Origin of the sequence: Ameyamaea chiangmaiensis (assembly GCF_013376175.1) — a bacterium.
Classification (GTDB): Bacteria; Pseudomonadota; Alphaproteobacteria; order Acetobacterales; family Acetobacteraceae; genus Ameyamaea; species Ameyamaea chiangmaiensis.
On the sequence record NZ_JABXXR010000015.1, the window covers coordinates 1 to 21553 of the forward strand.

General features: G+C 64.4%; 18 protein-coding genes. 13 read left to right on the top strand and 5 right to left on the bottom strand.

Going from position 1 to position 21553, the window contains the following annotated elements; genetic code table 11:
- Both trpA and trpB read right to left on the bottom strand, forming a co-directional pair.
- The coding region (trpA, locus tag HUK82_RS03860) for a tryptophan synthase subunit alpha (RefSeq protein ID WP_176612687.1) at positions 1 to 613 on the bottom strand (613 nt) is incomplete at its 3' end.
- Positions 610 to 1839 (bottom strand): tryptophan synthase subunit beta, encoded by a 1230-nt coding sequence (trpB, locus tag HUK82_RS03865; protein WP_176612688.1) that lies wholly within the window; start codon positions 1837 to 1839, stop codon positions 610 to 612. The genes trpB and trpA, both read right to left, overlap by 4 nt.
- 171 nt (positions 1840 to 2010) lie before the next feature.
- Here trpB and HUK82_RS03870 point away from each other — a divergent pair, with 171 nt between their 5' ends.
- The 4 genes from HUK82_RS03870 to HUK82_RS03880 all read left to right on the top strand — a co-directional run bounded on the left by HUK82_RS03870 (position 2011) and on the right by HUK82_RS03880 (position 5391).
- Entirely contained in the window at positions 2011 to 2979 is a 969-nt protein-coding gene (locus tag HUK82_RS03870) for a magnesium transporter CorA family protein (RefSeq protein WP_176612689.1), read from the top strand.
- A 269-nt stretch (positions 2980 to 3248) separates the two neighbouring features.
- Positions 3249 to 4544, top strand: coding sequence for a transcription termination factor Rho (gene rho, locus HUK82_RS03875; protein ID WP_176612690.1), 1296 nt, complete (start codon positions 3249 to 3251; stop codon positions 4542 to 4544).
- A gap of 354 nt (positions 4545 to 4898) precedes the next feature.
- The gene (locus tag HUK82_RS17335) at positions 4899 to 5030 is read left to right on the top strand and encodes a hypothetical protein (protein ID WP_256126884.1); all 132 of its coding nucleotides are present in this window, start codon (positions 4899 to 4901) and stop codon (positions 5028 to 5030) included.
- A 100-nt stretch (positions 5031 to 5130) separates the two neighbouring features.
- Positions 5131 to 5391: a hypothetical protein gene (locus HUK82_RS03880; protein ID WP_176612691.1), complete on the top strand. Its 261-nt coding sequence runs from the start codon at positions 5131 to 5133 to the stop codon at positions 5389 to 5391.
- A 24-nt stretch (positions 5392 to 5415) separates the two neighbouring features.
- On the opposite strand, the gene HUK82_RS03885 is transcribed toward HUK82_RS03880, so the two are convergent.
- Positions 5416 to 6978: a D-aminopeptidase gene (locus HUK82_RS03885; RefSeq protein ID WP_176612692.1), complete on the bottom strand. Its 1563-nt coding sequence runs from the start codon at positions 6976 to 6978 to the stop codon at positions 5416 to 5418.
- 181 nt (positions 6979 to 7159) lie between these two features.
- Here HUK82_RS03885 and HUK82_RS03890 point away from each other — a divergent pair, with 181 nt between their 5' ends.
- Both HUK82_RS03890 and HUK82_RS03895 read left to right on the top strand, forming a co-directional pair.
- Complete coding sequence (locus HUK82_RS03890; RefSeq protein ID WP_176612693.1) at positions 7160 to 7960, top strand: NAD kinase; 801 nt, start codon at positions 7160 to 7162, stop codon at positions 7958 to 7960.
- Positions 7961 to 8082: 122 nt separating this feature from the next.
- Positions 8083 to 8829: a methylenetetrahydrofolate reductase gene (locus HUK82_RS03895; protein ID WP_176612694.1), complete on the top strand. Its 747-nt coding sequence runs from the start codon at positions 8083 to 8085 to the stop codon at positions 8827 to 8829.
- A 49-nt stretch (positions 8830 to 8878) separates the two neighbouring features.
- Here the strand turns inward: HUK82_RS03895 and exaC are convergent, their stop codons facing one another.
- Positions 8879 to 10402 carry an acetaldehyde dehydrogenase ExaC gene (gene exaC / locus HUK82_RS03900; RefSeq protein WP_176612695.1) on the bottom strand — a complete coding sequence of 508 codons (1524 nt, stop codon included), beginning with the start codon at positions 10400 to 10402 and terminating at the stop codon, positions 8879 to 8881.
- 268 nt (positions 10403 to 10670) lie between these two features.
- Between exaC and HUK82_RS03905 the strand changes: the two genes are divergently transcribed.
- From HUK82_RS03905 to HUK82_RS03935, 7 genes are all read left to right on the top strand, one after another.
- Positions 10671 to 12080 (top strand): amino acid permease, encoded by a 1410-nt coding sequence (locus tag HUK82_RS03905; RefSeq protein WP_264802034.1) that lies wholly within the window; start codon positions 10671 to 10673, stop codon positions 12078 to 12080.
- Positions 12077 to 12925, top strand: a complete 849-nt coding sequence (gene mazG, locus HUK82_RS03910; protein WP_176612696.1) for a nucleoside triphosphate pyrophosphohydrolase — start codon at positions 12077 to 12079, stop codon at positions 12923 to 12925. Before HUK82_RS03905 ends, mazG begins: the two co-directional genes overlap by 4 nt.
- A gap of 139 nt (positions 12926 to 13064) precedes the next feature.
- Positions 13065 to 14999, top strand: coding sequence for a discoidin domain-containing protein (locus HUK82_RS03915; protein ID WP_176612697.1), 1935 nt, complete (start codon positions 13065 to 13067; stop codon positions 14997 to 14999).
- 56 nt (positions 15000 to 15055) lie between these two features.
- Complete coding sequence (locus HUK82_RS03920; RefSeq protein ID WP_212647947.1) at positions 15056 to 16402, top strand: glycoside hydrolase family 32 protein; 1347 nt, start codon at positions 15056 to 15058, stop codon at positions 16400 to 16402.
- A gap of 52 nt (positions 16403 to 16454) precedes the next feature.
- A complete protein-coding gene (locus HUK82_RS03925) occupies positions 16455 to 16829 on the top strand; it encodes an HAD family hydrolase (RefSeq protein WP_176612699.1) in 375 nt (124 codons plus the stop codon).
- Positions 16826 to 18439: a phosphotransferase gene (locus tag HUK82_RS03930; RefSeq protein WP_176612700.1), complete on the top strand. Its 1614-nt coding sequence runs from the start codon at positions 16826 to 16828 to the stop codon at positions 18437 to 18439. Before HUK82_RS03925 ends, HUK82_RS03930 begins: the two co-directional genes overlap by 4 nt.
- Positions 18436 to 19167 (top strand): glycosyltransferase family 2 protein, encoded by a 732-nt coding sequence (locus HUK82_RS03935; RefSeq protein ID WP_176612701.1) that lies wholly within the window; start codon positions 18436 to 18438, stop codon positions 19165 to 19167. The genes HUK82_RS03930 and HUK82_RS03935 overlap by 4 nt, the downstream gene beginning before the upstream one ends.
- Positions 19168 to 19213: 46 nt before the next feature.
- Here HUK82_RS03935 and HUK82_RS03940 read toward each other — a convergent pair whose 3' ends face one another.
- Positions 19214 to 21451: a hypothetical protein gene (locus HUK82_RS03940; RefSeq protein WP_176612702.1), complete on the bottom strand. Its 2238-nt coding sequence runs from the start codon at positions 21449 to 21451 to the stop codon at positions 19214 to 19216.
- Positions 21452 to 21553: the final 102 nt, after the last annotated feature.

Consider the following 21553-nt stretch of genomic DNA (forward strand, 5'->3'; position numbering starts at 1 on the left):
CGCTGACCGCGCGCAGGCGGGGCAGGGCGGCGGCCAGTTCGGCCTCGCTGGCCGTGCGGGTGCCGGTCACGCCGGTGATGCTGACGTAATAGATGAAGCCCGAGGCACCATCGAGCACGCGCGGCAGGCGGTCATCCGTGGTGGTCGGCGCCACGAGACGGATGATGTCCAGTCCAGCATCGCGCGCCGGGGCGTCGATCAGGTCGGATTCCTCGGGTGGCAAATCGACGATGATCAGCCCGTCGACCCCCGCGCGCGCGGCGTCGACACAGAACCGTGCGGGCCCGTAGCTGTCGATCGGGTTGCAATAGCCCATCAGGATGATCGGCGTATCGTCGTCGTCCCTGCGGAAGGTGGCGACCATATCCAGCACCCGGGCCATGGTGGACCCGCCCTTCAGGCCGCGCACGGCGGCGGCCTGGATGGTCGGGCCGTCGGCACTGGGGTCGGAGAACGGCACGCCGATCTCGATCAGGTCCGCGCCGGCGCCGGGCATGCCGCGCAACAGCGACAGCGAGGTGTCATAGTCCGGATCGCAGGCCTGCAGATATGGGATGAGCGCGCCGCGCCCTTCGGCCTTCAGGGTGGCGAAGCGTCGGGCGATGCGGCTCACAGGCTCACTCCGAGATGGCTGGCGACGGCGAAGATGTCCTTGTCGCCGCGTCCCGAGAGACAGGCGACGAGGATCTGGTCCGGCTGCATGGCGGGGGCGATCTTCATGATGTGCGCGATGGCATGCGCGCTTTCCAGCGCCGGAATGATGCCTTCGGTGCGGGTGCAGGCCTGAAACGCGTCCAGTGCCTCGTCATCGGTGGCGCCGACATATTCGGCACGCCCGATATCGCTCAGCCAGGAATGTTCCGGCCCGACGCCGGGATAATCCAGACCCGCGCTGATCGAGTGCGCCTCGGTGACCTGCCCTTCGCTGTCCTGCAGAAGATAGGTGCGGTTGCCGTGCAGGACGCCCGGACGGCCGCGCTCGATCGAGGCCGCCGTCTTGCCGGAATCAAGCCCGTGCCCCGCGGCCTCGACCCCGATCAGCCGCACGTCGGCATCGTCGAGAAAGGGGTGGAAGATGCCCATGGCGTTCGAGCCGCCGCCGATCGCCGCGACCACGGCATCGGGCAGGCGCCCTTCGACCTCGAGGATCTGGGCGCGCGTCTCGGTGCCGATCACGGACTGGAAATCGCGCACCATGCGGGGATAAGGGTGCGGACCAGCGACCGTGCCGACCAGGAAATAGGTGTCGTGCACGTTGGCGACCCAGTCGCGCATGGCCTCGTTCATGGCGTCCTTGAGCGTGCCGGCGCCCGCCGTGACCGGCACGACCTCCGCTCCCAGCAGGCGCATGCGGAACACGTTGGGCTTCTGGCGCTCGACGTCGGTCGCGCCCATGTAGATGACGCATTGCAGACCGAACAGCGCGCAGACCGTGGCGGTCGCGACGCCGTGCTGGCCCGCGCCGGTCTCCGCGACAATGCGCGTGCGGCCCATCCGTCGGGCCAGCAGGATCTGCCCCATGACGTTGTTGAGCTTGTGCGAACCCGTGTGGTTGAGTTCCTCGCGCTTGAGATAAATCTTCGCGCCACCGAGTTCCGCGCTCAGGCGCCGGGCGTGCCACAGGGGGCTGGGGCGCCCGACATAGTCACGCAGGTAGTAATCGAGTTCGGCGCGAAACGACGCATCGGCGCGCGCGGCGTCGTAGGCCTGTTCGAGTTCGAGGACCAGCGGCATCAGGGTTTCGGCGACGAAACGGCCGCCATGGATGCCGAAACGGCCGCGTTCATCCGGGCCTTGGCGCAGACTGTTAGGGCGGCCAACGGGAGACTGGGTCGTCATGGCGGTGTTCACCTCGGGGCAGGAGCGTCGAGCGCAAGGCACTTCGCATATCAGACCGTCGGCGTAGGCGTCCATGCCCCCGCGTTTGGTGCCCGGGCCCCCTTGCCCGAACCGGCGGCGTGCGGGACAGTCGCGACGCGATCCGTCACGGACCGGGAGAACTCCGCGCGTATGTTAGTCGCCCACCGATCAGGAGCCGCGGCGCGGGACGTCAGGACCGCGACCGACGCGGCCGACGCGACCTGGCTGGACCTTTACAATCCGACCGAGGACGAGATCGCGCTGGCGGCGCAGATCACCGGCCTGACCATTCCGCGCCGCGACGACCTGGACGAGATCGAGAGTTCGTCGCGCCTGTTCATGAAGGACGACAGCGTCTACCTCTCCACGCCACTGGTGCGTCGCCGGGAGGACGACTTCACCGTCACGCCGGTGGGCTTCGTGCTGGCGCCCCATATCCTTGTGACGGTGCGGTTCGCGGATTATTCGTCCTTCGCCACGGCGGCGGCGCGTCTGGCCGAGGGGAAGGAGCGAATCTCGGGGGACGAGGTCGCGGTCCTGCTGCTGGAGGCGGTGGTCGACCGGCTGGCCGATATTCTCGAACATATGGGCACGACGCTCGACTCCCTGTCGCGGGACGTGTTCGGGGTGCCCGCGCCCCAGCGCGCCAACGCGGCCAATCGGCTGCGGCGCCTGCTGCGGCGTGTCGGTCGGTCGGGCGATCTGGCGTCGGCACTGCGCGACAGTCTGCTGGGGCTGGAGCGCATCTCCATCTATATCAGCGAGAACAAGAAACACGACCTGTCGCCCAAGCTTATGGCGCGGCTGAAGACCATCGGGCGCGATATCGCCTCCCTGAACGACTTCGTCGCGCAGACCATGAACAAGGTGCAGTTTCTGCTGGATGCGACGCTGGGTTTCATCAGCATCGACCAGAATGACGGGATGAAGCTGCTGACCGTCGTCAGTTTCGTGGGCGTCGCCCCGACGCTGATCGCCGGGATTTACGGCATGAACTTCAAGGTCATGCCCGAACTCAACTGGCACTATGGCTATGCCTATGCGCTGGGCCTGATCACGGTGTCAGCCGTCCTGCCGATGATCTGGTTCTGGCGCCGGGGGTGGTTCGGCGCCACCTAGGGCAGCCCGACCGAGCCAGAGTTCCGTGTACGTGCTTCAGGGCCCGTCCCCGCGCGCTGTCATGCTTGACGGTGCGCGCGCGGGAGGCTAACGTTTTCCCTGAACTGGCGGCGCTCCGTCGCCCGTCTCTCCCTCCGTATGGAACCGCGCCTGCCTTCGCGGCGTCCCCTGGGCTGTTACGGCCCATGCGCCACCCTGTGTCGTACATAACGCACGACACCGCAGGTCCCGGTTTCTTCTCCCGATCTATGCCATCCAAGGCGCTCTCCATGCATCTTGCCGAACTCAAGGCCAAAACTCCTTCCGACCTGCTCGCGTATGCCGAGAGCCTGCAGATCGAGAACGCATCGTCACTGCGCAAGCAGGACATGATGTTCGCGATCCTGAAGACCCTGGCGGACAACGATCAGGCGATTCACGGCGAAGGCACGCTCGAAATCCTGTCCGACGGTTTCGGCTTCCTGCGCTCGCCTGAGGCGAATTACCTGCCCGGGCCCGACGATATCTACGTCTCGCCGGTACAGGTGCGCCGCTTTGGCCTGCGCACCGGCGATACGGTCGAAGGCCAGATCCGCGCCCCGCGCGACGGCGAGCGTTATTTCGCGCTGCTCAAGGTCAACACGATCAATTTCGAGCCGCCGGAATCCGTCCGTCACCGCATCAACTTCGACAACCTGACCCCGCTCTATCCCGAGCGGCGCCTCAAGATGGAAATCGAGTCCGATGCCGTCGGGGGGGCCGCGCCCGCCAAGGGCGGCAAGAAGGAGCAGAAGGACTTCACCCCGCGGGTGATCGATCTTGTCTCGCCGATCGGTATGGGCCAGCGCGCGCTGATCGTAGCCCCCCCCCGCACCGGCAAGACGGTGATGCTGCAGAGCATCGCGTCGTCCATCTCGGCCAATCACCCCGAAGTGTTCCTGATCGTGCTGCTGATCGACGAACGCCCCGAGGAAGTGACCGACATGGCGCGCTCGGTACGGGGCGAGGTCGTGTCGTCGACCTTCGACGAACCGGCCACGCGTCACGTTCAGGTCACCGAGATGGTGCTGGAAAAGGCCAAGCGTCTGGTCGAGCACAAGCGCGATGTGGTCATCCTTCTGGACTCGATCACACGTCTGGCGCGCGCGTACAACACGGTCGTGCCGTCGTCGGGCAAGGTGCTGACCGGCGGTGTGGACGCTAACGCCCTGCAGCGCCCCAAGCGCTTCTTCGGCGCGGCGCGTAACATCGAGGAAGGCGGCTCGCTGACCATCATCGCCACCGCGCTGATCGATACCGGATCGCGCATGGACGAGGTGATCTTCGAAGAGTTCAAGGGCACCGGCAACTCGGAACTGATCCTCGACCGCAAGCTGGCCGACAAGCGCACGTTCCCGGCGATCGACATCACCAAGAGCGGCACCCGCAAGGAAGAACTGCTGGTCGATCGCGCGTCGCTGACCAAGATGTGGGTCCTGCGCCGTATCCTGGCCCCGATGGGCACGATGGATGCGATGGACTTCCTGCTCGACAAGCTGAAATACAGCAAGACGAACCAGGATTTCTTCGACGCGATGAACACCTGAACGGTGTTCGCCGAACGCGGGTGGCGTGCTGCCACCCGCGACCTGCCTGATCGACGATCACTTGGGCGGGATTATGGGAATGATTAAAAAATATTCTCATGCGTATTTTTTGTGCATATCCCGGCAGAAAAACGGCCATGTCCCAGGTTTCTGCCCGAAACACGAGCATGAAATGTCGCCGCCTCATAGGCGCCCTTTTATTTCTATAGAGATTCTGATTACTGATCGATCTTTATAGTAATTGTCGACAGAGCATGCATTTTTCGCTGATCTGCGACCTGATTATTTTCTGTTGCTGGCGCGTTCGTGGTGTGGTTTTAGACGCGCCACCTTATCACCAACAGGAAACTAATAATGTCTATTCAGTCTCTGAGCGATTTCGTTGCCTTCTCCGTTCAGGCCGCTTCGCTTGCCCCCGTTCTCGCGTTTCTGCCGGCTGTTGCCGTTCTGGTTCTGGCGACCGCGCTGACCGACCGCACGGCCTGATTGATCCGCACAGCTTAAAACGACACCTTGGCGACGCTACGATAACTGGTTGTTAACCAATCCTGGATGAGAGTGCTCCCGTCACAAAGGGAGTGCGGCAATGCGGGTGATCGAAGCGGCGCGTCTGGTATCCACCGGACAGATATCGCCCGATATCCTGTGGCAGATGACGACGGTGCCCGAACGGGTCACCATCGCCCTGCTTCTCGGGCGCCCCGACTACCTTCCTTCACGGGCTACCACACCGACCCAGGCATGGGATGCGATCGACGCCCGTCATCGCGATCTTCTGCTGAGGCGCGCTCCCGCGCGTATCCGCCAGAGACTGCCCGGTTATGTGCCCCAGACTCTGCCCGCCTGACGGCACCGCCCTGTGGACTGCGCGTCAGTCGCCGTGACGGTCGTATGAGAGGCCGCGCGCCAGCCAGCACCCGATCTGCAGGCCCGATACTCTCCCGTCGTCCGAACGTCGTATGCGGATCGTCCAGTCGCCAGGTGCCGGAGCGTCCATGCTGCGCTGACAGGGCATCGTCCAGACATCGTCGCCCAGCGGATAAAGCGGCTGCATCGGCCCGGTGCCGAGAAACCCGCTGGCAGCAGCGTAGAAACCCCCGCCCGTCGCCACAATGGTCAGGCCGCTGTCCAGCTCGGCACAGGCATACACGCCCGCGATGTCGGGCCGTGCTGCGCCGGCCACGCGCGACGCCTCCGCACGATAGTTCTCGCCCGGACGCTCCAATGCGATACACCCGTCATGCCGGTGCAGGGTCATGGTGTCGGATGCGGCGCTGTCGGCGGGCCCGGGTGCCAGCCGCTCCGGCCCCGTGCCATACCGCGCGATCAGCTGGCCATCGCACTCCAGACTCACCCGCAGCGCAAGCCCCGCGTGGCCGTCCAGATAGACGCCATTCCAGGCCGGATCGGCCACGTGGGTCGGCCGCGGGGTTGATGCACCAAGCGCCGCCGCCAGCAGGCCCGACGCCGCACCGTAAGCCGATGCCTCGTGGTTGAGCAGAACGACGACCGACAGGCGGGCATCGGCCGCATGGAAACGCTGGGCGCGAAAGCCGCGCAGGGCACCTCCATGCCCGGTCACCGGGATGCCTGCGATCGTGCCGTGCGCCAGCCCGTAGCCATACCGTGCCGGTGTACCGTCGCTGAAGGTCGGCGGGGCCGCGATGCGGCGATACAGGCTGTCAGGATCGTCGCGGGTGGCGTCGATAAAGGCCTCCCACGCCAGCATATCGTCGAGGCTTCCCGACAGACCGGCATCACCCGTCCAGAAAATCCGGTTCTCTGCCGGGAAGAAACCGACATCGATCGACCCTTCGTAGCCGGTGACACCCCCGGCGGGATAGGCCGTGTCGGGCGTGAATACCATCGAGCCCATCCCGGCGCGCCCGAACACATGGGCGCGGTACAGTTCGTCGAGGGACCGGCCGGTCTCTGTCTCCAGCAGGTCCGACAGCACACGGAAATTGCCGTTGGAATAGGAATAGCTGGTCCCGGGCGCGAAATGGGTGCGCCGCATGCGCGCAAACGCGGCCGCGGCGTCCGATCGGCGAAACGGCGCGTCGGGCGTCGCGCCGTGCAGCACGGTCAACGCCCAGTAATCCCGCAGGCCGGACTGGTTGTGGCACATCTGCGCAATGGTCGGCAGCGGCCCCTCCAGAGAGGGGAAGAACGAACCGACGCGCCCATCGAAGCGGGTCGTATCGCCCAGCGCCGACAACAGCGTGGCGCAGGTAAACTGTTTGCTGATGGAGCAGATGGGCAGCGGCGTCCCGGCCGTCATGGGCTGATGGCGGCCCAGATCGGCGAACCCCCAGGCATGGCGCGCCACCACGCGCCCTTCATGCACGATACCGGCAACGCCCCCAGGCCCACGATAACGGTCGGGCAGACTGTCGAGAAACGCGGTCGCGCGGACGGGATCGAACGAAGGCAAGGCGGCTCTCCGGCGTCTGGATCGGATAATGGGCCGGCGACTAAACCATCATTTCGCGCGCGGTTGAAGTCGTGCGCGGTCGACGCGACGCGGGCGCCCCCGTTCCGGGTGGGCGCCGCGATTGACACGGGTCGTCTCCGCACGGCACCACACAAGCCATGATGTACACATCGCCCCGGCCATGACGAGCGACCCTGCCGGCACACACCCCCCGTCCGAGGCGTTGCGCGTGGCGTTCGTGGCCGCGCCGACCGACACCGCGCGCACAAGTTTGCGGCGGCTGGAAAAGCGGTATGGCGCGGTGCCGTTCGACCAGGCCGGGGTCGTCGTCTGCCTTGGAGGTGACGGCTTCATGCTGGAGACTCTGCATCGCCTGCTGGGGCGCGAGGTGCCCGTCTACGGCATGAATTGCGGCTCGGTCGGCTTTCTGATGAATCCGTTCCATGAAGAGGGCCTCATGGAGCGTCTTCGCGCGGCGCAGGGCGCGGAGCTTCATCCCCTGCGCATGATCGCCACAACCTGCGACGGCCAGACGATCGAGGCCCTGGCGCTCAATGATGTCTTTTTGTTCCGCCAGACCCGGCAGGCCGCCAAGATCCAGGTCGAGGTCGACGCGCGGGTGCGTATGGAAGAACTGATCTGCGACGGCATCCTGTTGGCGACGCCAGCCGGATCGACGGCCTATAATCTGTCCGCGCACGGGCCGATCGTTCCGCTGTCGGCCAATCTTCTGCCGCTGACGCCGATCAGTGCCTTCCGACCCCGGCGCTGGCGCGGCGCGCTCTTGCCGTCCCACGCGCATGTGCGCTTCGGCATTCTCGAGCACGAAAAGCGCCCGGTGGCGGCCGTCGCCGACTTTACCGAGGTGCGCGACGTGATCGACGTGCGTATCCACGAGGACCGGTCGATCACCACGCGTATCCTGTTCGACCCCGACCGCAATCTGTCGGAGCGGATCATCTCCGAGCAGTTCACGGCCTGAGCCGCCGTGCGCCGGCCGGGTTCGGCTGGGAGCGTTTCCCGACCGCGGCATCTGCCGCTTGCCCCGCCCGGCGCGTCCCACTAGGACTTTGCGCCCAAGAGTCGGTGACGGGAGACACTCAGATGGGACGCATTGCCGTCGAACTCGTGCCGCGCGACGCGGACAACCTTCTGGCCGACGCGCGGATGGTGCGCGACTGCTTTCCGGTCGCCGACACGATCAATATCCCCGATCTTCTGCGCCTGCCTCTGCGCAGCTGGGACGCCGCGCGCATGGTGCGCGAGGCCGGTCTGACCGGGGCGGCCGTGCCGCATGTGCGCGCGATCGACATCGCACCGGACGGCCCGCTACCCGGTCTCGATGACCCCGACCTGCGCGAAATCCTGGTCGTGCGCGGCGATCCGCCGGCCGATCTGCGACACACCGTCTATCCCAACACAGCCGAGGACGTGATCGCGCGGTATCGCCGTGCCGCGCCGCATCTGCGGATCTACGCCGCCTTCGACCCATACCGTCGCGCGCCCTACCGGGAGCTGGAGGCGATGCGGCGCAAGCGGGACGCCGGCGCGGACGGGTTTTTCACCCAACCGCTGTTCGACCGAAAAATGCTGGATCTGTGTCTGGAATGGCTGCGGGGCGAGAGCGTGTTCTGGGGGCTGTCGCCGGTGATCGGCCCGAAGTCGCGCTCCTACTGGGAAACGACGAACCATGTCGTGTTCCCGCGCGATTTCGCGCCGACGCTCGACGCCAACATCGCTTTCGCGCGCGAGACGATGCGGACGGTCGCGGCCGAAGGCGGCAGCGTCTATCTGATGCCGCTGCGCGTGAGGCTGGAACGCTATCTGCCGCCCCTGCTCGACCTCGGCTGAGCGCGCCCGTGGCATCCGGGCGGAGCAGGAACCCCGCCCGTCAATCGCCTCAGAAAAAGCCCAGCTTGTCTTCGCTGTAGCTGACCAGCATGTTCTTCGTCTGCTGGTAATGGTCGAGGACCATACGGTGCGTCTCCCGACCGACACCGGACTCCTTGTAGCCGCCAAAGGCCGCGTGCGCCGGATAGGCGTGGTAGCAGTTGATCCATACGCGCCCGGCCTCGATCCCGCGCCCCATGCGGTAGCAACGATTGGCATCGCGTGACCATACGCCCGCGCCGAGCCCATAGGGCGTGTCGTTGGCGATCGCCAGCGCTTCGGCCTCGTCCTTGAAGGTGGTCACGGCCAGCACGGGGCCGAAGATTTCCTCCTGGAAGATGCGCATCGTGTTGTCGCCGGTGAAGACGGTCGGCTCGACGTAAAAGCCGTCAGCGAACGCGCCACCCAAATCCGGCCGGCCGCCGCCGGTCCACAACTTGGCGCCTTCCTGCTTGCCCACATCGATGTAGCCCAGAATCTTGTCCTGCTGCATCTTGGAGTTCTGGGCACCCATCATGGTCGACAGGTCGAGAGGGTTGCCCTGCTGGATCTTCTTCACCCGCTCCATCGCCCGCTCCATGAAGCGTTCGAACACCGATTCCTGCACAAGGGCACGGCTGGGACACGAACAGACCTGCCCCTGGTTGAGGGCGAACATCGTAAACCCCTCCAGCGCCTTGTCGAAATAGGCGTCGTCCTCGGCCATCACGTCGGCGAAGAACACGTTGGGCGACTTGCCGCCAAGTTCGAGGGTGGCGGGGATCAGCAGTTCGGCGGCCGCATGAGCAATGCCGCGTCCGGTCGCCGTGGAGCCGGTGAAGGCGATCTTGGCGATGCGCTTGCTGCGCGACAGCGCCGCACCGGCCTCACGCCCCAGTCCGTTGACGATGTTGATAACGCCACCGGGGAACAGGTCACCGATGATTTCCATCAGCACAAGAATGCTGGCCGGAGTGGTTTCGGCGGGTTTCATCACGACGCAGTTGCCCGCGGCCAGCGCGGGGGCCAGTTTCCACGCGGCCATCAGGATCGGAAAATTCCACGGAATGATCTGCGCGACGACGCCCAGCGGTTCGTGAAAGTGATAGGCGACCGTGGTTTCGTCGATCTGGCTGATACCGCCTTCCTGCGCGCGCAGACAGCCGGCGAAATAGCGGAAATGATCGATGGCCAACGGGATGTCCGCGTTCATCGTCTCACGCAGGGGCTTACCGTTGTCCCAGGTCTCGGCAGTCGCCAGACGCTCCAGATTCTGTTCCATCCGGTCGGCGGCCTGAAGCAGAAGGTTCGAGCGCTGCGCGTGCGACGTCGCACCCCATGTCCGGCGTACCTTGTGGGCCGCGTCCAGCGCGCGTTCGACATCGGCCGCCTTGGACGATGGCACCTCGCACAGGATCTGGCCGTTCACCGGCGAGGTATTCTTCAAATACTCGCCATCGACCGGGGGGACCCATTCGCCCCCGATATAGTTGCCGTAGCGTGCGTTGAACGGCGGTTTGGAGATCCGGGCGGCGTCGGGGCTGAGAATGTTCATGGCGTGGCTCTCTCGTTCGAAGACGGAAAGATTCTGTTCTTGCGGATGCCGGTATGGCAGCCGCCAAGACGTAGACCGCATACCCGCTCCGCGGCAGGGTCTCCCACGCGTATGTGACCCGGCATCCCCACACGTTCGCGTGTTGGGCTGCGGTCCGCGTCGGTGGCGGGGCGACAGACGACGCGATCGTCGCGCGTCCGAATTGAATATTGCGCTTGCCACCGAAAAGCCCGATGCAAGGCGGGGGTCCACCAACGGGGAGATATCAGTGTCATCGGCCATTCCTGAAGATCTTCCCGGCGAGGCACCGGTTATCCCCACAGGCACGCTCAAGGCGCGTCACATCTCGATGATCGCGATCGGCGGGGTCATCGGCGCCGGACTGTTCATCAGCAGCAGCGCCGCGATCGCCGCGGCTGGCCCTGCCATCCTGATCGGCTATCTCGCGACGGGTGGTCTGGTGGTGCTGATCATGCGCATGCTGGGCGAAATGCTGATCGCGCAGCCGCGTCTGGGCTCGTTCGTCGATTACATCCGGGCCGGGAATGGCGCCTGGGCCGGGTTTCTGGCCGGGTGGCTGTATTATTTCTTCTGGACCATCACGATCGGCAGCGAGGCGATCGGGGGTGCCCTGATCCTGCGCGACTGGGTCGCGGTCCCGGTCTGGGCCCTGTCCGTCGGGCTGGTCATGCTGGTCCTGCTGATCAACGTCGCGGCGGTCCATCTGTTCGGCGAATGCGAATTCTGGCTGTCGCTGAGCAAGATCGTGTGTCTGATCGGTTTCAGCGGCATCGCCATGCTCTATGCCCTGCATATCCTCGGGCACGACGTGCATGTATGGGGCAATCTGACCGCGCACGGGGGCTTTGCCCCGCATGGCTGGATCGCGGTCGTCTCCGCTATCCCGACGCTGATGTTCTCGATGATGGGGTCCGAGGTCGCCACCGTCGCCGCGGCTGAAAGCCAGGACGCCGAAGCCAGCGTCGCGCGCGTGACGCGCTCGGTCGGCATGCGGATCGCGGTGTTCTATATCGTGTCGATTGCCCTCGTGCTGTGCGTCGTGCCGTGGACGTCGATTGCGCCGGGGCAGTCGCCGTTCGTGGTGGCGATGGAGGCGATGGGCGTGCCCGGCGCCGCGCTGATCCTGCGGATCGTCGTGCTGAGCGCGGTGACGTCGTGCCTGAACTCCTCGATCTACATCACGTCGCGCACGCTGGCCGGTCTGGCGTCACAGGGGGACGCGCCACGCCGGTGCGCGCATCTGTCGGACAACGGCGTTCCGGTGCGCGCGGTGGTGCTCAGCAGCGTGCTGGGTCTGATGGTCGCGTTCTGCTCGATCCTGTCGCCCAACGGCATATTCGCCTTTCTGGTCGGGGCCAGCGGCGCGGTCATTCTGTTCGTCTATTTTCTGATCGTGCGCGCCCACAAGCGACTACGCGCCACGATGGCCGCACGCGGCACGCTGCCGCAGGCGTTTCGGCTGCGGTTCTGCCCGCTGTGGAACAACCTGGCGATGGGCGCGATTGCGCTGGTCGTCATCGCCATGGCACTGACGCCCTCGCAACGCCCGACGGTCATCGCCAGTCTGGGCACGACGGCCGTGACGCTGGCGGCCTTCGTCGTGACGCGGCGAACGTTGGCCCCGACCGGCCCGCACAGGGAGGAGCACCGCGCATGAACACGCATGACACCGGAGCGAGCCAGCCGGCCGCTGCCAGCCCCACCGACGCCCCCGGCGAAATCGCGCGGCTGCTAGACATCATGGTGCGTCTGCGCGACCCCAAAACCGGCTGTCCCTGGGACCGGGTCCAGGATTTCGACACGATCGCCCCTTACGCCATCGAGGAGGCCTACGAGGTCGCTGATGCGATCGCCCGGCGGGACTGGACCGCGCTGCCCGATGAACTGGGCGATCTGCTGCTGCAAATCGTCTACCATGCCCGGATGGCTGAAGAGGCGGGGCGGTTCGATTTCGCGGCCGTCGCGCGGGGGATCGCCGACAAGATGGTGCGCCGACACCCGCATGTGTTCGGCCAGGCCACCCTGACGCCCGACCTGTGGGAGGCGGAAAAGGCACGCGAGCGCGCAGCCCGGCGCGAGAGCGGAACCTTGGCGGGCATTCCCGTCGACCTGCCGGCGCTGCTGCGTGCCCGCAAGATCAGCGCACGCGCCGCGCGTGTGGGCTTCGACTGGCCCGATGCGACTGCCGTGCTGGCGCATCTGAAGGCCGAGATCGTGGAACTGGAAGCCGAGTTCGATGGCGCCGATCCCGAGCGTCTGGCCGATGAACTGGGCGATGTGCTGTTCTGCGCGGCCAGTCTGGCGCGCAAGCTCGATCTCGATCCCGAAGCCTGCCTGCGCCAGGGCAACGCGAAATTCATACGTCGTTTCGAGGCGATGGAACGCAGTTTCGCCCAGGAGGGCATGGCGCTTTCGACGCTGCCGGTCGACGCGATGGAAGACCGCTGGCAGGCCGTCAAACGATCACTTCGGACGCCTCCGCCAGCCCGCGACGCGGACTGAGCCGGGGGCGGCGGCACGGCCGCCGGCTTTCGCGCGGGCAAAATCCCCTTATTTTACAGGACGCCGATTGCGCTTATAAACGGAGCGCTGACGAGAAGGGCTGAGAGTGCGGAATCTTGCGCTGAACCGACCGGTGAAAATGAGTTCTGTCGCGGCCGAGGGCGCGCCGACGGCGGTGGACGGTGTTGCGGTCGACGGAACGGCGTTCACGTCATGCCCCGAGTGGTTTCCCTGGTGGCAGGTCGATCTGGGTCATGACGCCCTGATCGAAGGCATCGACCTGACCAACAGCGACACCGACCCGGACCGGCTGCGGCTGTTCTCGCTCCTGGTGTCGCAGGACGGCCAGCACTGGTCGAGCGTCTGGTCCAAGGTCGATCACACGCCGATCGGTGGTCCCGGGGCGGTGTTCGCGGTGCGGCTGGCCCAGCCGGCGCGCGGGCGCTTCGTCCGCGTCCGGGCGGACGGGCACATGGCCCTCGATATCGGCGGCTGCGCGGTTCTCGGTGTCGAGAGCTATATCCCGTGGGAGGAACTGCCGGTCCCGGTGCCACCCACGGGTGCCGCACGGCGGGTCGCGTTCTCGGTCCTGTTCGCCGAGACCGACGCCTATCTGTTCCGGCTGATCGACAACTTCCTTGCCCGCACCGACGACAATTGTGTGTTGTTCGTCAATTTTCCCGCCGCCCGCACCATTCCCCCCGAGGCCCTGACGCTGTCGGACCGCGTCGTCGTGTTCAACGGCCCGACCCCGCGCGAAAAATGGGGCAACACACTTCTGGTCGGTCATCTGGAATGTTTTGCCCGCGCGCGGGCCACGACGCCCGCCTTCGGCTGGTTCTGCACGATCGCGTCCAACAGTCTCTTCATCAAACCGTTCGACCTAGTCGCGACACTTGAACAGGTGGCGCAGGGTCACAAGGTCCCGGCCGCCGCCGAACGGTCGTACGACAACGACATGAACGTGCCGGTTGGCACGGTGCCGGACAACGCCACCTGGATGTGGATCCACCTGCAGGGCACGCAGTCCCTCCATCCTTATCTCCGCGAGGAAATGGGGCTCGAGACACTGTCGGTGACGCAGATCGAGGGGCTGTTCGCGTCCATGGCGGACTGGTCTTTGGTGTACGAACGGCTGCCGGCCATCTTCGGCATGACGCCCCATTTGCAACCGCAGTTCTATATGGCGCTTGAGGAATCGCTGCCGGTCACGATCTTCAACCGGTTCGGGTCCGGCCTGTACACGCATATCTGCTACATGTTCTGGCGCGGCGCGCGCGTCGCCGGGGTCGACGACGTACTGGCCCTCCCGCACCGGCTGCCGGCGCACCTGGCAATGCTCAAATGGTTCGATCGCAATCCCGACGATCCGGCCACCACACTCGTGACGCACGAATGGGGCCGCGCCTTCACCCAGTTGTTCGACGAGGCGCGGACCCTCTCGCCCATGGCGGCCCTCAAGCGCCGGCTGCTGTTGCGTCGCCTTGAGGACGCGCTGCGCGCGCGCGAGGTCTACGCACCGCTTAGTCCCCTCTGGTCCGATGCGCGAACCGCGTTGCCCACCCTGATCTGCACCGCGCGCGATCTGGAGGTCACGCGACGGATGGTTTCGCTAGCCGCCCTGAACCCGGCGGTGACACGCGAAGACGCGGCGTTCGTGTTTCTCGAAGGCCTGAACGACCGGATCCAGCTGTCGGTGGAGATCACGCCGACGGCCGACGGCGACCGCCTGTTCATCGCATGCGGTGCCGGAACGGCGCCACCGGACGGGCTGGATGAGGTCGAAACACTGGTCGGCTATCTCTATCTTTCGCCACTGGTGAATGCCGCCCTGTTCCGCGTCTCGGTCGATGTGGAACCCGATGCCGAACAGCGGCGCGTGACCAGCCGCTTGGTCGTCCATGACGCCACGGGCTACCATGTGGTGACCCCCGACGTAGTGGAGATAACCACCGAGGGGCAACATCATTACATAGCGGCGCGATCACCCGATCCGCAGGGCCATGTCTGGATCGGCCTGCCGCTGTATCGCCAGCAGGCGGTCACCTGCATCATCGCCGCCTGCCCGTCCTGACCAGCGAGACGTCCGTCGTCAGAATCTCCGGGATGGCCCGAGAGGGGGAGCAGACCATGGCAGCACCACCAAGACCGGCCGACCCGAACTGGCCGATTTTCCACGCGCGTCCCCGTGCGCACTGGATCAACGATCCCTGCGGCCCGATCGTCGTCGACGGCCGTTGTCATCTGTTTTTCCAGTACAACCCCTTCGGTGCCGCGTGGGGCAACATGCATTGGGGACACCTGAGCAGCCACGACCTCGTGCACTGGCGGCAGGAACCGATCGCGCTGGTCCAGCGGCCCGACGGCCCGGATCGCGACGGCGTGTTCACCGGCTGCGTCGTCATGGACGGCCCGACACCCACCGCATTGTATACCGGTATACGACCGGAGGTGCAGTGCATCGCCACCGCATCGCCCGATCTGCGGGCCTGGACACAGGAAACGGCACCAATCCTCCTGGATCATCCGCCCGGCATGACGCTGACCGGCTTTCGCGATCCGCAGGTCTTCGCCGACTCGAACGGGGGTTGGGAGATGGTGCTGGGAGCGGGGCTCGAGCATGGACTGGGCGCCGTGCTGCTCTATCGCAGCATGACCCTGCGTGACTGGACGTTCGAGGGCGTCCTGTACCAGACCCCACACGCGGTCGAGACCGATGCGACCTGTGAATGCCCCGACCTTTTTCAACTCGGGGGTCGCGACGTGCTGCTGTATTCCCGCGCCCGCGCCTGCGTGGCGCTGCTGGGCGAGCGTCACGACGCACGGTTCACGGTGGCCCGCGTCATGCGGCTGAGCCATGGCGTCGGTTACGCGGTCAAGACGATGCTCGATGACCAGGGGCGCCGCGTGGCCTGGGAATGGCTGACCGAAACACGCCCGGAGACGGCGTATGTCGCCGCCGGCTGGGCCGGGGTGATGTCGCTTCCGCGCGTGCTGACTCTGACAGCCGACGGGTCCGTGCACGTGGCACCTCACCCGGCGATCGACGCGCTGGAGGGCGACACGGTCGAGCGCGCAGGCGATGTATTTTCCCTGCCGGTCGGCGCGTCTGCGACCCGGGCGTTCCGCCTGCGTCTTCACGCCGATCTGGCGCAGCCGGGATCAGTGCGGCTTGAAAGCGATCGCCTGCTGTTCGCCCTGACCCTCGCGCCGTCCGCGGAGGGCTGCACCCTGACGTGCGGCGACACACGCGTCACGCTGGACACGCAGACCGCCCTCGCACTGGATGTGCTGGTCGATGGCTCGGTCGTGGAAGTCTTTACCGACGGCGGACTCTGCGTCGCGGAGCGGTTCTACGCCGATACGACCACCGCCTGCCGGGTAAGCCTTCGCGGCGGCTGCACCGACGCACGGGCGCGGATGGTGCTGATGACAAGCGCGTCGCAGCCCACTACGATTGCGGGCGGCCCCGGATAACGGACGGCGCATTTCACCGGCCGCCTGGCCCGAGAGGAGAGGACGACCCCGCATGAAGCGCCTCGTTGTTGATCTGGACGATACATTGACGGTCTCGGACCCCGAGCGGTCCTACCGAGACAAGGAGCCCAACTGGCCGCTTGTCGAGAAACTGCGGGACTACAAGGCCGATGGTTTCGAGATCGTCATCAACACCGCGCGCAACATGCGCACCTATCAAAATTCCGTCGGCAAGATCAACGCCAATACCCTCCCGGTCATCATCGACTGGCTGCGCGCCCATGACATCCCATTCGATGAAATCTATGTCGGCAAGGCCTGGTGCGGTCTGGACGGTTTTTATGTCGACGACAAGGCGATCCGGCCGCGCGAATTCCTGAAACTGTCGCTCCCGGAAATTCACGCGCTGCTTGAGGCGGACAAATGACCAGCACCGTCCTGACGCTCATTTCCTCGGGCGCCTATGTCGACCAGGAACTGAGCTCGGAATTCGGGCAACTGCCGCCGGCCTTCCTCCCGGTCGGCGTCGCGCGCCTGTACGAACTTCAGGTCGCGCGTCTTGCCGCGTCGGGGCCCGTCTACCTGACGATCCCCGAAAGCTTCACGCCGCAGGAGCATGATCTGGGGCGTCTTGCCGAACTGGGCGTTCACCTGCTGCCGGTGCCCGAAGGACTGACGATCGGTGACTCCATCGTCTACGCCCTGAACTATATCGGCCCGGCGAACCATGCGCTGAGGCTGCTGCACGGCGACACACTGACCGACGAATTCCCGCCGGGGACCACGGACCAGATCGCGGTGCATGCCGAGGGCGACGATTACACCTGGGCCGTCGTGAATACCGATGGTGGCGTCATCACCGGCCTGACCGAAATCGAGGCCGGCGACGGTCACGACGGTTCACGGCCCATCGTGTGTGGATCGTTCCTGTTCAGCAATGCCACGTTGCTGATCCGTGCGATCACCCGCGCACGCGGGGATTTCATCAAGGGCCTCGACCTCTATAACGCCGAACGTCAACTGGGTGCGTTCGAAGTCTCAACCTGGTATGATTTCGGCCATCTGCAGACCTATTATCACTCCCGGCGTGCCGTCACGACCGCACGCGCGTTCAACACACTGCATATCGGCAAAACCTTCGTACGCAAGGCGAGCGAGGACGTTGCCAAAATGCAGGCCGAGACCCACTGGCTACGGGCCATCCCACCCGGGCTGCAACCGTACGGCGCACGACTGCTGGAGGAAGGGCACGAGGCCTCGCGGTATTTCTACGCCACGGAATACCAATATGCGCCGACGCTGTCCGAACTCTATGTCTTTTCCTCGATCGGACGACCGACCTGGAACAAAATCATGCGCTCGTGCGGAGATTTTCTCTCGCTCTGCTGCGCCAACACAGATGGGCAGTCCGGCGACAGCCTTCTGGCCGAACTGGTGATCGACAAGACCGTCAGTCGTCTCGAGCGCTACGCCCGGGAATCCGGCTTCGACATAAACGCGCCAACCCGCCTGAACGGCCGCGCTCTGCCGTCCCTTGTCGCGATTGCCGAAGAACTGGTGGCGTGCGTCGACCTCGCCTCGGGACGGCAGACTACCGTGATGCACGGCGATTTCTGCTTCAGCAACATTCTTTATAACTCGCGCACCGACCGTATCACCGTCATCGACCCCCGGGGCTATGTACGCCCGGGCGAGACATCCATCTTCGGCGACGTACGCTACGATCTTGCCAAGATGCGCCATTCCGTCTTCGGTTTCTACGACCATATCATCGCCGGCCGCTACGCGCTTGATCGTCCGTCCAGCCACGAATTCTCACTTGCCTTCGACCTGGGGGCCGGAAATGTCTGGCTTCGGAATGCCTTCGACGAACTATGCGTCGACGGCATTTCCGCCGGCGGTACCGTGACCCAGGCCATCACGAATGCCCTGTTTTTGTCGATGCTACCGCTGCACGCCGACCGACCCGATCGTCAGGCCGCCTTCATCGCCAATTCCTTGCGTCTTTATGCAACGTTGCAGGACAACTGCTCATGATCGTCATTCCGATGGCCGGCCTGTCGAGCCGTTTCACACGGGTAGGCTACACGGTCCCAAAATATATGCTGCCGCTTGACGGCCAGACCGTCTTCGACCGGGCTGTCGGCAGTTTCGCACAGTATTTCGACCGCGAACCCTTCCTGTTCATCGCGCGCAGTGTCGCCGACACCGAAGCCTTTATTGCCGAACGGACGCGTTCCCTGGGCATCCCAGACGTGCGAACGGTTATTCTGGACCGTGAGACGGCGGGTCAGGCAGAGACGGTCGAATGCGGACTGATCGACGCACGCATCGGCGACGATACGGCACTGACCATTTTCAATATCGACACGTTCCGTCCCGATTTTTCGTACCCAAAGGACGACTGGTTCAAAACCTCGGACGGATACCTCGAGGTATTCGAGGGAGAGGGCGCTAACTGGTCATATGCCGCACCGATTCCCGACGCGCAGGAACCACGTGTCGCACGAACAACCGAAAAGCAACCAATATCGAATCTTTGCTCGAACGGCCTGTATTACTTCAGGCGCGCATCCGACTTCCGCTCCGCCCTTTTTGACGAGCGCGCGGCGATGAGCGCACCCGAACTCTATATCGCCCCGCTCTACAACCATCTGATCGCGCGGGGGAAGAAGGTACACTACCATCTGGTTCCAAAGAACGCCGTGATCTTCTGCGGCATTCCTGCCGAATATGAGGCCTTGGGGGGCATGCCCCCTCCCTGATGCCTTCAGGACGGGCACGAACGTGCAAACGTCCGTGCCCTTCTCCTTATTCCAGTGCTAGGGCGCCGTCATCGGTGCGCCACGCCGACGCACTGTCGAGATACACCCACCGTCCGGTCCCCGCATGGGCCGCCTGACCGCCGTTACGGCAATCGTGGCACCAGACGCGATCGCCTTCGCTATGAGACGCGCTCATAATCGCCGACATCGTCGTCGACTGTGTGACGGTGGCGAACGTCGCCGCCGACGTCGTTCCACTCACCAGAATACCAGCCGCCTTCAGATAGCCGTCCCCCCACGGGCCGACGACCTCAATGGTCTGTGCATCCGCTCCCCACAAGGACGCCATGGAGATCGACGACGGGCGCGTCGTACCACTTGCAAGGGATAGCATACCCGACCGCGCCACCAGCGTCGGTGCCGCCGCGCCAGAGCCGGAGATGATCGGGCCGCCGCTCATGTCCGTCCACGTCCCGTTCGTCAGTTTGACATACGCACCAGGCGCCGTGGACAAGGCACCAAGGCAGTCGGCACAATACGTAAAGTCGCTGTTGGAATGGGATGCATTTTCAATCTGAGACATCGTCAGATCCTGCACCGCTGACGAAAACCATCCCCCGGTGAAGTAACTCGTGTTGTGAACACCGTTCACAAAATAGCTTTCACCGTCGCCCGCCGTGCAAAGCCCCTGCGAAGCACCCTGATACCCCAGTAGGCACAACCCGTTTACATAGCCCGGATAATCCCATGCGATCTGCGCCTCGTCCTGGCCGCCGGTCACACCCGAAGCAACGGAGGGGGTGCCATCGATGTTCAGGCCAAGCCTGACGGAATGGTGCGCCCAGCCCGTCGCACTCGTATCTTCTCTCTGTTCCCATGCTCCAAGCAGCAAGGCATTGCCGCCGGTCCCACCAACCGTATCGACCTTATTGGTGAAATTGAAAAAAAGGTGTTTGTCACCTACATTTGCACCGTTTCCGCCATTGGACGGAACGAACATATTGTAGCCTTCATACTCAGCCGATCCCATCGGCATATAGTTCTCAATGCCATGCGTGAGACCAACACCGTTAATCTGGATTGCATAACTACTACTATCCCAATTGTATTTGCAGTTCCCCGACCCCGCGTCAGCGTTCCCCTTGCACGAAAACGACAACAGAAGCCCGTTGACGTGCGCCTGCGCATTGTCCGTGCCGTAATACCAAAAATCCATTTCATCACCTGCGACGGTGTGAACCTGGCTGTCGGGATTGTCACCGGGGTTGTAACTGATCACCGAATTATGGGCGAGGCTCTGCGTCGTCACGCCGACGAAGATCGTCTGCGTTGCATACTGGCTGAACGCCGTATCGAGCGTGCGACCCTGGGGTGTCTCGCCACTGTCCATCTGGCGCCCGGAACCCAGGATACCCCAGCCTGCGACATCGATATACGTGCCGGCCGGATCCCATGCCGTAATCCAGCTTACATACGTATCGGTGCCCCGCACCGACCCGGACGCATCCGACAGTGAGGCGCTGTGCGTTGTCTCGTGACTGTCCAGACTATTGGTCGTCAAATATTCGTTGGTGTGAAGCTGACGAATCTGATGCGCGGTCAGCGGCACACACGTCCCCGTCGACCCCGGCGCGCAGTTCGGCATGTAGATCCTGTTGCCATCATAGCTCACGCCCTGAACGACAACACGCGGCGTTGTCGATCCGGCTTGACTATATCGAACCGAACCGTCGAGGCTTCCGTAAGCAGCGATCGCGGATGATGTTGTGAAAGACGAATTCAGACCAGCACGCGAATCAAAAAAGGGTACATCCGTCGCGACCGCGCAATCGAGGCAGCCAAGGTCATTGGGACCATCAGGAACACCACGCAGAATCATCTGTGCGCCGGTATTGCTGGGTCGATTGGCGTTGCCCCCATCCTCGCCATACTGACCACCAAGGATCAGAGCATTCGGGTTCGCCCAACCATCGGCGATAGCGCCGACGACGTTGCCGTTATCCGTCGTCGGGGACGCAAACGACAACGCCGGCGTCGACTGGCTCGTCATGGTTGACAGGACGTCGAGCGCGTTACTCAGGACCGGCGCATATACCCGACCGGACGCGTCCAGAGCCGCCACACCCAACGGCTGCTCCATGGCAGAGCGCGCAATGAAAGTACTCGTCGACGCAGCCTCGCACAACAGGGGATCGCCAGAGGCGTTCACGCCACAGGCCGCAACGCCCACCGAAGGACTATGCCACTGTCCGTCCGAACCTTTGTAGCTGGGGACGAGCGGCACACCATTCGCATCCAACGGCGTGCTGACGGCGGTTGGTTGCCAGAGACCCTGAGAATCCTTGTAAGCGAGGGGAGCGGGAGTTGTGGACGCTGCCGTACTTTG

Excerpts from the sequence above, each read along its gene's own strand:
- trpB (WP_176612688.1), bottom strand. The coding sequence starts at position 1,839 with ATGACGACCCAGTCTCCCGTTGGCCGCCCTAACAGTCTGCGCCAAGGC.
- HUK82_RS03870 (WP_176612689.1), top strand. The coding sequence starts at position 2,011 with ATGTTAGTCGCCCACCGATCAGGAGCCGCGGCGCGGGACGTCAGGACC.
- rho (WP_176612690.1), top strand. The coding sequence starts at position 3,249 with ATGCATCTTGCCGAACTCAAGGCCAAAACTCCTTCCGACCTGCTCGCG.
- HUK82_RS17335 (WP_256126884.1), top strand. The coding sequence starts at position 4,899 with ATGTCTATTCAGTCTCTGAGCGATTTCGTTGCCTTCTCCGTTCAGGCC.
- HUK82_RS03880 (WP_176612691.1), top strand. The coding sequence starts at position 5,131 with ATGCGGGTGATCGAAGCGGCGCGTCTGGTATCCACCGGACAGATATCG.
- HUK82_RS03890 (WP_176612693.1), top strand. The coding sequence starts at position 7,160 with ATGACGAGCGACCCTGCCGGCACACACCCCCCGTCCGAGGCGTTGCGC.
- HUK82_RS03895 (WP_176612694.1), top strand. The coding sequence starts at position 8,083 with ATGGGACGCATTGCCGTCGAACTCGTGCCGCGCGACGCGGACAACCTT.
- exaC (WP_176612695.1), bottom strand. The coding sequence starts at position 10,402 with ATGAACATTCTCAGCCCCGACGCCGCCCGGATCTCCAAACCGCCGTTC.
- mazG (WP_176612696.1), top strand. The coding sequence starts at position 12,077 with ATGAACACGCATGACACCGGAGCGAGCCAGCCGGCCGCTGCCAGCCCC.
- HUK82_RS03915 (WP_176612697.1), top strand. The coding sequence starts at position 13,065 with ATGAGTTCTGTCGCGGCCGAGGGCGCGCCGACGGCGGTGGACGGTGTT.
- HUK82_RS03920 (WP_212647947.1), top strand. The coding sequence starts at position 15,056 with ATGGCAGCACCACCAAGACCGGCCGACCCGAACTGGCCGATTTTCCAC.
- HUK82_RS03925 (WP_176612699.1), top strand. The coding sequence starts at position 16,455 with ATGAAGCGCCTCGTTGTTGATCTGGACGATACATTGACGGTCTCGGAC.
- HUK82_RS03930 (WP_176612700.1), top strand. The coding sequence starts at position 16,826 with ATGACCAGCACCGTCCTGACGCTCATTTCCTCGGGCGCCTATGTCGAC.
- HUK82_RS03935 (WP_176612701.1), top strand. The coding sequence starts at position 18,436 with ATGATCGTCATTCCGATGGCCGGCCTGTCGAGCCGTTTCACACGGGTA.